The following is an 11,512-nucleotide window of genomic DNA, read 5'->3' as shown; positions in this document are numbered from 1 at the left end:
TTTCCGTGTGGCGGTCCGATCAGTGAGATTGACGAAGAAGGATTGCAGTGCGGCGCGCGTCGCGAAGCGCGCGCGGCAACGCCCTACGGCAGCCAGCCGCCGACGCGCCAGACCTGCGCGAAGCCGACTCGCGATGCGCTCGAGCAGAGCAGCGCGCCGAGCGCGACGGCCGCGGCCATCGCGGCGAGCAGCGCGCAATCGAGCGCGCGCCACGCGGCACGCAGCTGCACGCGTGCGGCGTCGCGCCGGTGGCGGCGTGCCCGCGCAAGCGGCGAGCGCCTGCGGAGCGCACAGCGCGTGCGTCCTGCCTGCAAGCATCGCTTGAGTCTGAGTGAAAACGATTGAACGACCATGACGCTGCCTCCGGCCGCACCGGCGCATGCCGGACGGCGTGACCGAGCGCGGGCGCGGCACGCGGCCTGCGATCGGCGTTTGAAACTTGACGGAGCGTGCGACGGACGAACCGGCGATGGCCGGTTCGGAAGGAAGCGCGCTAAACCCGACGAATGCGAGCTAGCGGCGAAGGACATGCCTGAGCTGCTATCTCGCGATGGCTTGGCCGGCTTGAACCGGCATCGAGCTGCAACTGGGGCATGTGTCCACGGAGGGACTCCTGTGTTGAATTGCGGCGGATTGTAGTCGCGATTTTTGCTGCGGTGCAAGCAAAAATCGCATGAAAGCTGCGGTCGCGGCGCGCCGATGCGCGCTGACGAGCCCCTGGCGGCGGCGCGACGCAGCGCGTCAAAGCGTGCCCCGGCGGGCGTTGCACCGTTGTTCGCGCGCATCGGCGCAACGCCGCGCCGCGCCGCGCTGAAAGGTTGCGCCGCGTGATGTCGAGCGCAAATCTTTCAGCGTCGGCGGCCGCGAAAATTATTTCGGGAAATGGCGTTTCCAGGGGTTGACTTCGGTTTCGGGCGGTCCATAAAATCCGCCATCTTCACCCTTGGGGCGAATGCCTTGGACGCTTGCAGTAGTCGACTTTCGAACGAGTTTTCCGCCTGAGCGACCGACGTCCGCGCCTTTCCCACGCCGCCGTTTGTCACTGAGGCAAACGGTGCGCGCAGCAGTATTTCGCAGCAACTCCCTACGTGCACCCCGATTCGCGCCGGTCGGCGTGATGCGTTCGCGCATCCGCATTCCGGTTTCGCCGCCGCCCGTTGCGCGGCCGCGTTCGCGCATGCGTTTCGCCTGCGCCCGAACGACGGTCCGCGCGCCGCGCGGCGGTCAACCGTGTTCTTCCGGAACACTGAACAGGAGCCGCCGTGAACGACAGTGACAGTTGTCCCTTATGCCCGTTGCACCCACCGACCCAATTGAACCGGGATCGCAGGGACTTTCCGGCCGACTAGCCTGACGCATCGTTCAGCCCCGGACTGGCCCCGCGCCCATGACGCGGCCGGCACGCACGCTGCCGCCGCACGGAGCCAGACCATGAACTTCGGCCTTCTGCTGTCGAACCTTCCGCACGTCACGGAATCGCGCCGTCACTACGACGCGATGCTGACACTCGACGCCCGCCCGCGGGTGTTCTCGCGCTTCATCTCCCGCTTGAAGTCGCTGTTCCACTGAATCGCAGCACCGAGCAAGCCTCGGCATGCGCGCGGCGGCCGCTCCGCGCGCGTATGCCAAGGCCACGCGCTTGGCCAAACACATCTGCCGTACGGAACACATCATGTCCACGCCATCCAACGTTTCTCCACCGATCGCCGTCGAGCGCGGCGCCGTGCTCGACGACGCCCATCTGGGCGACATCCGCGGCGCGTTCGGGACGATCGCGCATCACGACACCGCGCCGCGGGGCACGTGGCGGGCGCGCCTGCGCACGCTGCTCGCGATCATCGGGCCGGGCCTGATCGTGATGGTCGGCGACAACGACGCGGGCGCATTCGGCACCTATACCCAGGCCGGGCAGAACTACGGCACGACGCTGCTGTGGACGCTGCTGCTGCTCGTGCCCGTGCTGTACGTGAACCAGGAAATGGTGCTGCGGCTCGGCGCGGTGACGGGCGTCGGCCATGCGCGGCTGATCTTCGAGCGCTTCGGCAAGTTCTGGGGCGCGTTCAGCGTGATCGACCTGTTCCTGCTCAACGCGCTGACGATCGTCACCGAATTCATCGGCATCACGTTCGTGCTCGACTTCTTCGGGCTGCCGAAGGTCGCCGGCGTGTGCGTGGCCGCCGCGCTGACGATGGCGGCGGTCAGCACCGGCGATTTCAGGCGCTTCGAGCGCTTCGCGGTGGTGCTGTGCGTGATGAGCCTGCTGCTCGTGCCGGTGCTCGTGACGATCCATCCGCCGGTCGCGCAGATGTCGCGCGACCTCTTCGTGCCGGCCTGGCCCGCGCACGCGAAGCTGTCCGACGTGATGCTGCTCGTGATCGGCGTCGTCGGCACGACGGTCGCGCCGTGGCAGTTGTTCTTCCAGCAGAGCTACGTGATCGACAAGCGCATCACGCCGCGCTTCATGAAGTACGAGAAGGCCGACCTGTGGATCGGCATCGTGTTCGTGCTGATCGGCGCGGTCGCGATGATCGGCTTCAGCGCCGCGCTGTTCGGCGGGCATCCGGAGTTCGGCAACTTCACCGACGCGGGCGGCGTCATCGCCGGCCTCGAGAAGTATGCCGGCCGCACGAGCGCGACGCTGTTCGCGGTCGCGCTGCTCGATGCGTGCATCATCGGCGCGGCGGCGGTGTCGCTGTCGACCGCGTACGCGATCGGCGACGTGTTCAAGATCCGCCACTCGCTGCACCGCAACGTGTCGGACGCGAAGGGCTTCTATCTCGTCTACTTCGGCATCGTCGCGGCCGCGGCGACGCTGGTGCTGATCCCGGGCAGCCCGCTCGGACTGCTGACGGAGGCGGTGCAGACGCTCGCGGGCGTGCTGCTGCCGAGCGCGACCGTGTTCCTGCTGCTGCTCTGCAACGACAGGCAGGTGCTCGGGCCGTGGGTCAACTCGACGAAGCTCAACATCTTCACCAGCGCGGTGATCTGGGTGCTGGTGCTGCTGTCGATCATCCTGACCGCGTCGGTGATGTATCCGGACATCAGCGGCGACGCGATCGTCGACGTGCTGGTGGGCGGCACCGTGTTCGCGATCGCCGGCTACCTCGCGACGGTGCTGATCCGCCGCAACAAGCGCGTGATCGAGCCGGGCGTCGACCGCTCGCTGCGCGACACGTGGCGCATGCCGCCGCTCGACACGCTCGAGCCGCAGGTGATGACGCTGTCGACGCGGATCTGGATGGGCGTGCTGCGCGGCTACCTCGTGATCGCGGTCGGCCTCGTGATCGTCAAGGTCGTGCAGATGATGCTGCTCAGGTAACGCCGCATCCGGCTCAGATCAGTTCGAGCTTCGACGTCAGGTAGGTGAGCTGGATCCGGTTCGCGACGCCGAAGCGCTTGCGCAGCTTGCGCAAGTGATAGTCGACGTTGTGCGCGCTGGTGTCGAGGCGCCGGCCGATCTCCTTGTCCGACGCGCCTTCGGCGATGCCGATCAGCAGTTCCTGCTCGAACGGCGTGAGGCCGTTGACCGTGCGTTCGCGCGACGTCGCGATCAACTGCGGCGATGCGAACTTGTGCACCGACAGCCCGATCGACAGCGCCTGCTCGACCGTCGCCGGCGTGATCCATTCGCGCGTGCGGCGCGGCGCGGTGAAGCTCATGAACGCATGCAGCCGCGTGCCGGGCACGGCCATCGAATACATGATCCCGCTGCACATCCCGTCGTCCTGCATCGTCTGCAGGAAACCGTCGAGCGCGCCGGACGGCACGCTCGCGCCGTCGACGCGTTGCCGGTGCTGGCGGCGCAGTTGCTGCAGGTCCCACACGATCGGCATGTTGCAGACGCGCGCGCCGAGCGTGCGCGGATCGACGTCGTGATGGCTGTGCCGCACGTAGTCGCCGCGATAGGTCGCGGGCGTGAACGCTTCGTGAAGGTAGAGGCTTTCGACGCGCTCGTGCGCGAATTCCAGCGCGAAGTACGCGAACGTCGAGAAGCCGGTCAGGTGCAGCAGGCTCGTCACGATGCGATTGCGCTCGGCGGTGCTCTGCGCGTGCGCGAGCGTGTCCGCGACGCCGAGCCGCGGCGCGTGCGGCTGCTCGACGTCGCCGCGCTTCACGTCGTCGCACCAGACGACCTGCACCGGGCGGGGGCGCTGCGCGCCGTCGCGGCACGCCAGGTCGCCTGACGGCAATGGAAATTCTGGGGCGACAGCTTCTTGATGCAAGGCAATATCGGACATGAGCCATCCCTCGGAACCGACGCGCACCGCCGCGGCGGCCGCATCGTGAATGGCCGGTCGCGGCATTGCGATCGAAGCATTGTTGTTCATGGGCGCCGATCGACATCCCGATTCAGCGCGGGGGCATTGTACAAAAATGCCGGTGTGCGCGTAATATCCCGTAATACTAATCGCGTCGAATATTTCATGCAGAGGCGCGAAGACGGATCGTAACGAAACCATAAAGAAAAGACCAAGTCGTGACGGGGCTGCTGGATTCACAACATTGAGAAAATGGGCGGGCTCTTCATGACCAATGCTGACGGAACGCCACTCGTCGAGTGGTTCTCGCAGGCCGACCTGGCGGCCGCCTTCGCCGGTTCGGCCGAATTGCAGGCGGCGAACCGGGAGGTTTTTACCGTCGTTCAATCCGCTGCCGGTAAATCCGACCCGGGCGCATTCGATTTCGCGCAATGCCATGCGCGCTTGCGACAGATCGGTTTCAGCACGCTCGGTTATGGCGCATACGAAATGATCGGGCGGCGCATGCTGTGCGCGCATGTGCTGCGCGATCTCGCGCCGGCGACCTTCATGCAGCCATATATAGAAGGCATGCTCTACGAAACCGATCCGCGTTTCGCGCAAGTGCGCCAGAGCGGCTTTCCGGTCGCATGGCGGCTCGATGACATCGAGGCGGCCGCGCAGCGCGGCGGCGACCGCAAGGTGGCCGCGCTCGCGGGCCATCTGCGCGCGCATGCGATGAACAGCGGCGTGATCTTCAGCCTGTCGGCGCCGCGGCTCGACCTGCGGGTCGCGGTCAACGTGACGTCCGAAACGCACGGCACCGACTGGATCGACGATCGCGTGATCGGCGGCGCGCTGTCGGTGAGCCTCGCGGTGCACCGCGTCGCGCTGCCGTTCCTCGAGGCGCGCGTCGCGCGCGCACGCGGCTTCGCGCTCGGCCAGGAGCAGCAGGCGGTGCTCGAGCGGCTCGTGCACGGGCTGTCGGACCAGGAGATCGCGAGCGCGCTGCGCACGTCGCTGCACAAGGTCGGCCATCACATCCGTTCGCTCGAGCGGCTGTTCAACGTACAGAACCGCGCGCAGCTCGCGTATCTCGCCGGACGTCGTCTGGAGTCCTGAGCCTGAGGTCATGGGAAGCCCGCGCGGCGCCCGCCGCGCGATGGGAGCGGTTCCGGCCGCGCGCCGCGACGGCCGTCATCGGGTTTCGTAGTCCGTTTCGGCGGCTGCCGGAAAACCGCCGGAACGCTACGAGGCGCGCCCGTTTTTGCGCGGTTGCGCGTCGCTACACTCGTCCCATTCAACGGTCCGCACTGCACGGGGCATGACGGCCCGCGCCGCGCGGCCACAACGACAGGACGACGACACGATGGCAGAAACGAAGGCGCTTCCCCGCGACTGGCAGCGGATGTTTTCCGCCGGCCGCGGCGTGTCCGGTCGTCGCCTCGGCGCGTCGCCGCGCGCGGACCTGTTCCTCGCCGCGTTCATCGTCGCGGTCGTCGCGCTGTTCATCCTGCCGCTGCCGCAGATCGCGCTCGACGGGATGATCTCGCTGAATCTCGCGGTGAGCGTCGTGCTGCTGACGGTGTCGACCTACGTGCCTTCGGCGGTCAGCTTCTCGTCGTTTCCGGCGCTGCTGCTGTTTACGACGCTGTTCCGGCTCGCGCTGAACATCGCGTCGTGCAAGCTGATCCTGCTGCACGCGAACGCCGGCCACGTGATCGACGCGTTCGGCCGGCTCGTCGTCGGCAACAACGTCGTCGTGGGCGGCGTCGTGTTCCTCGTGATCGCCGTCGTGCAGTTCATCGTGATCGCGAAGGGCTCGGAGCGCGTCGCCGAAGTCGGCGCGCGCTTCTCGCTCGACGCGATGCCGGGCAAGCAGATGAGCATCGATGCGGACCTGCGCGCGGGCATCATCAGCGCCGACGAGGCGCGCGAGCGCCGCGAGAAGCTCGAGCAGGAATCGCAGATGCATGGCGCGATGGACGGCGCGATGAAGTTCGTCAAGGGCGACGCGATCGCGGGGCTCGTGATCGCGTTCATCAACATCGTCGCGGGGATCGCGGTGGGCACGCTGATGCACGGGATGGGCATCGGCGACGCGCTGCAACGCTACGCGATCCTGACGGTCGGCGACGGGATGGCGTCGCAGATCCCGTCGCTGCTCGTGTCGATCGCGGCGGGCATCGTGACGACGCGCGTCGCGACGCGCGATGCGCGGCAGCGCCAGCTCGGCGAGCAGCTGGGCGAACAGCTCGGCGCGCATCCGCGCGCGCTCCTGATCGCGGCGCTCGTGCTGGCCGGCTTTCTGGTGGTGCCCGGCTTCCCGAAATGGTCGTTCGCGCTGATCGCGGCCGGGCTCGGCGCGTTCGCGTTCACGCAGCTCAAGCGCAAGACCGCCGCGCCGAGCTTCAACCTGATACACGTCGCGGGGCGCGTCGGCGCGGCCGACGACGGGCAGCCGGCGAAGGCGGCGCACGCGGCCGGCGTCACGTCGCTGATCGCGGTGTCGCTGTCCGACGACCTGCGCACGAGCCTGAACCTCGCGCAGCTGCAGGCGGCGCTGGCGAGCGCGAAGGCGCGCGTCGACGCGGACGTCGGCACGGTGTTTCCGCGCCTCACGCTGAACGACGACGAAGGCGCAGCCGCCGGCACGTACCGGATCTATCTGCAGGACGTGCTCGCCGCGAGCGGCGCGCTGAAGCCCGGCTGGCTGCTGTGGGACGGCGCGTCGCCGCTGCCGGAGCGCGCGGAGCGCCAGCCGGCCGAGGCGTTCGGGCCGTTCCCGACCGCGCTGTGGATCAAGCCCGACGGCGCGGCGCCGGACGCCAAATGGCTGACGAGCGAAGCCGCGCTCGCCGCGCACGTCGAGCAGATCGTGCGCCGGCACGCGGACGAGCTGCTCGGCATCCAGGAAACGCAGGCGCTCGTGCATCTCGTGCGGCGCGACCACCCGGAACTCGTCGGCGAGCTGACGCGGCTCGTGCCGCTGCAGCGCGTCACCGACGTGCTGCGCCGGCTGCTCGCCGAGCAGGTGCCGATCCGCAACCTGCGCGTGATCTTCGAGAGCCTGATCACGTGGGCGCCGAACGAGCCCGACGACGTGGTCGCGCTGGTCGAGCTGGTGCGCGTCGACCTGCGCCGGATGATCACCGACCGCCACGCGGGCGCGGCGCGCCAGCTGCGCGTCGTGCTGTTCGAGCAGAACCTGCAGGAGCGCATCGAGAGCGCGGTGATGCGCACCAAGCAGGGCAATTTCCTCGCGCTGTCGAGCGCGGTGAAGCAGGACATCTGCGAACAGGTGCGCGCGATCGTGCAGGCCGCGGGCGCGAGCGGCCCGCACGGCGCGGCGCGGCTCGCGGTGATGGTCGCGCTCGGCGCGCGCCGCTACGTGAAGACGATCCTGCAGCCGGTGCTGCCCGAACTCGCGGTGCTGTCGTACCAGGAGGTCGAGGAGGACGTGCAGCTGCACACGATCGGCTGGGTGAAGAACCCGCCCGACGACGGCACGGTCGGCGCGGGCGCCGAGGTGCGCGCGCCGGGAGCCGCGCGATGACGGGCTCGACGATTCTCGATCTCACCCGGCAGGCGCTGATGCTGGTGCTGCTGCTGTCGCTGCCGATCGTCGCGATCGCGACGGTCACGGGCCTCGTCGTCGCGATCCTGCAGGCGGTCACGCAGGTGCAGGACGCCAACCTCGGCATGGCGGTGCGGCTGATCGCCGTGATGGTCGCGCTCGTGCTGCTGTCGGGCTGGCTCGGCGGCGAGGTGCTGCGCTTCGCGCAGCAGGCGCTGGAACGCATGTTCGTTTCTTCCACAGGAGTCTTTTGATGCGCCGACGCGTCGCTTCGGTCTGGTTCCAATCCCGCGGCCTGCAGCGGGCCGCACTCGCGCTGTGCGCGACGGCGCTGCTGTCGGCGTCGCTTTGCATGATGCTCGCGCAGCCCGCGCGCGCGGCGGATCTGCGCTGGCGCAACAAGCCGTTCACGATCGTCGCGAACGGCAAGAAGATCGCCGATTTCATCCGCGAGCTGGCGGCGTCGCAGGGCGTGACGGCGGTCGTCGATCCGAAGGTGGACGGCGTGATCAGCGGCCGCTTCTCCGGCACGCCGCAGCAGACGCTCGACACGATCTGCTCGACCTACGGGCTCACGTGGTACTACGACGGCTCGTTCCTGTACGTCGATCCCGCCGACCAGTCGCAGACGCAGATGATCCCGATCCCGCCGAACGCGGCCGGCGAGATCGGCCGCGCGCTGCAGGCGATGCAGGTGGCCGACAAGCGCTTCACGCTCGTGATCAACGACCGCGCGAACAGCGTGTACGTAGCGGGGCCGCGCCGCTACGTCGAGCTCGTGCGGCAGGCGATCGGCACGGTCGGCGACCCGGCGGCGAACGGCCAGCACGCGGACATCCGCGCGTTCCGGCTCAAGTACGGCTGGGCGTCGGATTTCACGATCAACCGCTCGGGCAAGGAAGTGACGGTGCCGGGCGTCGCGACGATCCTGCGCCGGCTGTTCGGCAAGAGCGGCGTCGAAACGAGTCTCGTGCCGGCGAGCGCGTCGCTCGGCCAGGCGGCGCGCCAGGTAAAGCTCGGCTCGGGGCTGACGATCGCGGTGCCGCGCCTCGATTTTCCGGATATTTCCGGGGGGCCGCGCTCGGGCGGCTACGGCGGCGGCAGCGACGGATCCGGCGCGTTCTCGCCGTTCACGAACGCGGGCGGCGGCGGAGACACGCTGCCGCAGATCGTTGCCGACCCCGCGATCAACGCGGTGATCGTGCGCGACCTGCCGGAGAACATGTACCGCTACCAGTCGCTGATCGGCCAGCTCGACGAGCGGCCGCGCATCGTCGAGATCAACGTGACGATCATCGACATCAACGAGGATTCGCTCGACAGCCTCGGCATCGACTGGCGCCTGCACACGAAGCACGGCGACGTGCAGATCGGCAACGGCGCGAACCCGCTGACCGGCAACACGCAGTTCGGCGGCGCGGGCAATCCGCCGCTGACGTTCGGCATCGACACCAACACCAGCGAGGCGGGCCAGATCGGCGCGTTCATGCCGACCGGCATCGCGCTGACCGCGTCGATCGGCGGCTCGCTGCGCAACTACCTGCTGACGCGCGTGAACGCGCTCGCGCAGAAGGGGCAGGCGCAGCTCCACTCGAAGCCGAAAGTGCTCGCGCTCGACAACACCGAGGCGATCCTCGAGAACCTCACGCAGTTCTACGTGCAGGTGCAGGGCTACCAGGATTCGTCGCTGTACAGCGTGACGACCGGCACGAGCATCAAGGTGACGCCGATGATCGTCGACGAAGCCGCGCGGGCCGCGGCGGCCGGCGGCCCGCAGAGCGTGATGATGTCGATCGACATCCAGGACGGCAACATCGTGCCGGGCCAGGCCGTGTCGAACGTGCCGGTGATCCAGCAGCGCAACATCGTCACGAAGACGATGATCGACGAGGGCAAGAGCCTGCTGATCGCGGGCTTCAACGACGACGAGGTGCGGCTGAACAAGAGCGGCGTGCCGTGGCTGTCGGACATCCCGCTGATCGGCAACCTGTTCAAGTACACCGACAAGACCGGCAACCACATGGAGCGCTTCTATCTGCTGACGCCGCGCGTGGTCACGACCGCTTCGATGTACGCGCCGGACGGCTCGCCGGTGAATCCGGGTCTCGCCGTGCCGCCGAATCCCGACGGGCTGTCGATGTATCGCCCGCCGGACAACGACGTCGCGGTGCCGCTGACGCCGAAGCCGCTGCCCGGCACGAAGTTCGGCCCGCCCGCGTTGCCGCCGCCGAAGGACGCGGCGGCGCAGCCCGTGGCGATGACCGCAGGAGCGTCCGCCCATGTCGACGACCGCCATTGATCCGCACGGCGACGGCGCGTTGCCCGGCGGCGCGGCAGGCGGCGCTGCGGGCGTCGTCGGTGCAGGCGGTGCAGGCGGTGCCGCGGCCGCACTCGCGTCGCCGTGGAACCTGTGTTTTCTCAGCGGACCGATGTACGGCCGCACGATGTCGCTCGCGCGCGGCGCGAACTGGATCGGCACGTCGGCCGACTGCGAAGTGATCCTGCCCGATCGCGAGATCGGCGCGAAACAGGTGTGCCTGCAGGTCGGCGCGCTCGCGGTGACCGTGCAGAACCACGGCGGGGACGCTGGCGCGCCGGTGCTGTTCAACGACGCGCCGCTCGGCGCGAGCCGCCGCTCGCTGACGCCGCAGGACGTGGTGACGATCGGCACGATCAGGCTCGGCATCGCGCGGCATGCGCAGGCGAGCGTCGCGGTGCCCGACGAGACCGGCGCGCCGGAGGCCGCGCGCGAAGCGGCATGGCTCGGCTGGCTCACGGGCGGGCTGCGCCGGCTCGGCAGCCGGCGGCTCGTGATCGCGGTCGTCGCGCTGTGGGTCGGCGCGCTGCTCGGCGCGCTCGGCTACGGGTTCGTCGCATGGTCCGGCCGGCTGCCGTGGCAGCACGAGTCGGTGCTCGCGCGCACGCACCGGCTGCAGCGGCTGCTGCATGCGTATCCGGAGCTGGCCGTGTCGCCGCGCGACGACGGCGCGCTCGTGTCCGGCTACGTGAGCGATGCGGCCGCGCGCGAGCGCGTCGCGCAGATCGTCGCGGGCGTCGACAACGCGGCGCTCGGCAATCTGTACGTGGTGAGCGACCTCGTCGCGACCGCGCAGACCTATTTCAGCGACACGGCGCTGACGGTGACCTATCTCGGCCGCGGCCGGATCGAGCTGACGGGCGCGGCCGCGCGCGCGCAGATCGAGCCGCGGATCCGCAACTACATGAAGGACGCGCGTCCGGCGCTCGAGGTCGTCGATCACGTGCGCGACGCGGAAGCTGCAGCGCCGCGCACGACGGCCACGCTCGGCGGCTCGGCCGGGATTCCCGAGATCACGACCGTGTTCGCTGGCGACGGCGACCAGCGCTACATCGAGACCGTGGACGGCAGCCGCTATTTCGAGGGCGCGAAGCTGAAGGAAGGGCCGACCGTCGTGTCGATCGGCGCGGACGAAGTGGTGTTCGAGCGTAACGGCCAGCGCATCACGATGCCGCTCGGCGGCGTGCAGGCGCCCGCGGCGTCGCCGGCGCCGCCCGTGCCGCCGGTCGCGAGCGGCGCCGCGGCCGGCGTCGCGCAGCCGGTGCCGGGGCCGGCGCTGCTGCCGGAAGCGCCAGCGACGCCGACTACGACGCCCGCCGTCGCCGCGGCCGGCGCAGCAAAGGACGCAACGAAGGACGCGGCGCACTAGCGCCGCGACAG

9 protein-coding genes are annotated in these 11,512 nt (G+C 69.1%); 7 read left to right on the top strand and 2 right to left on the bottom strand.

The genetic code is table 11. The annotated features are described in order from the left end of the window. Nucleotides 1-83: 83 nt before the first annotated feature. On the bottom strand, nucleotides 84-230 hold the full coding sequence (locus WJ35_RS32690; RefSeq protein WP_335645772.1) for a hypothetical protein: 147 nt from the start codon (nucleotides 228-230) through the stop codon (nucleotides 84-86). 1,201 nt (nucleotides 231-1,431) lie between these two features. Between WJ35_RS32690 and WJ35_RS31945 the strand changes: the two genes are divergently transcribed. After that, entirely contained in the window at nucleotides 1,432-1,569 is a 138-nt protein-coding gene (locus tag WJ35_RS31945; protein ID WP_014725409.1) for a hypothetical protein, read from the top strand. A 103-nt stretch (nucleotides 1,570-1,672) separates the two neighbouring features. Continuing rightward, entirely contained in the window at nucleotides 1,673-3,319 is a 1,647-nt protein-coding gene (locus WJ35_RS26530; RefSeq protein WP_060233440.1) for an NRAMP family divalent metal transporter, read from the top strand. A 13-nt stretch (nucleotides 3,320-3,332) separates the two neighbouring features. Here the strand turns inward: WJ35_RS26530 and WJ35_RS26525 are convergent, their stop codons facing one another. Beyond that, nucleotides 3,333-4,238 carry a helix-turn-helix transcriptional regulator gene (locus WJ35_RS26525; protein WP_060233667.1) on the bottom strand — a complete coding sequence of 302 codons (906 nt, stop codon included), beginning with the start codon at nucleotides 4,236-4,238 and terminating at the stop codon, nucleotides 3,333-3,335. Between the two features lie 288 nt (nucleotides 4,239-4,526). Here WJ35_RS26525 and WJ35_RS26520 point away from each other — a divergent pair, with 288 nt between their 5' ends. The 5 genes from WJ35_RS26520 to sctD all read left to right on the top strand — a co-directional run bounded on the left by WJ35_RS26520 (nucleotide 4,527) and on the right by sctD (nucleotide 11,501). Further along, nucleotides 4,527-5,360: a helix-turn-helix transcriptional regulator gene (locus WJ35_RS26520; RefSeq protein ID WP_069240646.1), complete on the top strand. Its 834-nt coding sequence runs from the start codon at nucleotides 4,527-4,529 to the stop codon at nucleotides 5,358-5,360. A 247-nt stretch (nucleotides 5,361-5,607) separates the two neighbouring features. Beyond that, nucleotides 5,608-7,794, top strand: coding sequence for a type III secretion system export apparatus subunit SctV (gene sctV / locus WJ35_RS26515; RefSeq protein ID WP_060233442.1), 2,187 nt, complete (start codon nucleotides 5,608-5,610; stop codon nucleotides 7,792-7,794). Next, a complete protein-coding gene (gene sctS, locus WJ35_RS26510) occupies nucleotides 7,791-8,069 on the top strand; it encodes a type III secretion system export apparatus subunit SctS (protein ID WP_010093947.1) in 279 nt (92 codons plus the stop codon). The genes sctV and sctS overlap by 4 nt, the downstream gene beginning before the upstream one ends. Beyond that, on the top strand, nucleotides 8,069-10,114 hold the full coding sequence (gene sctC / locus WJ35_RS26505; protein WP_069240374.1) for a type III secretion system outer membrane ring subunit SctC: 2,046 nt from the start codon (nucleotides 8,069-8,071) through the stop codon (nucleotides 10,112-10,114). Before sctS ends, sctC begins: the two co-directional genes overlap by 1 nt. After that, nucleotides 10,095-11,501 carry a type III secretion system inner membrane ring subunit SctD gene (gene sctD, locus WJ35_RS26500; protein ID WP_069240373.1) on the top strand — a complete coding sequence of 469 codons (1,407 nt, stop codon included), beginning with the start codon at nucleotides 10,095-10,097 and terminating at the stop codon, nucleotides 11,499-11,501. Before sctC ends, sctD begins: the two co-directional genes overlap by 20 nt. Nucleotides 11,502-11,512: the final 11 nt, after the last annotated feature.

Origin of the sequence: Burkholderia ubonensis, assembly GCF_001718695.1 — a bacterium.
GTDB lineage: Bacteria > Pseudomonadota > Gammaproteobacteria > Burkholderiales > Burkholderiaceae > Burkholderia > Burkholderia ubonensis_B.
The sequence above is the reverse complement of the archived record's forward strand: the minus strand, read 5'-3'. Positions and strand labels throughout refer to the sequence as shown.

Coding starts and splice junctions, on each gene's coding strand:
- WJ35_RS26530 (WP_060233440.1), top strand. CDS start 1,673: ATGTCCACGCCATCCAACGTTTCTCCACCGATCGCCGTCGAGCGCGGC.
- sctC (WP_069240374.1), top strand. CDS start 8,069: ATGCGCCGACGCGTCGCTTCGGTCTGGTTCCAATCCCGCGGCCTGCAG.
- WJ35_RS26520 (WP_069240646.1), top strand. CDS start 4,527: ATGACCAATGCTGACGGAACGCCACTCGTCGAGTGGTTCTCGCAGGCC.
- WJ35_RS31945 (WP_014725409.1), top strand. CDS start 1,432: ATGAACTTCGGCCTTCTGCTGTCGAACCTTCCGCACGTCACGGAATCG.
- sctD (WP_069240373.1), top strand. CDS start 10,095: ATGTCGACGACCGCCATTGATCCGCACGGCGACGGCGCGTTGCCCGGC.
- sctS (WP_010093947.1), top strand. CDS start 7,791: ATGACGGGCTCGACGATTCTCGATCTCACCCGGCAGGCGCTGATGCTG.
- sctV (WP_060233442.1), top strand. CDS start 5,608: ATGGCAGAAACGAAGGCGCTTCCCCGCGACTGGCAGCGGATGTTTTCC.
- WJ35_RS26525 (WP_060233667.1), bottom strand. CDS start 4,238: ATGTCCGATATTGCCTTGCATCAAGAAGCTGTCGCCCCAGAATTTCCA.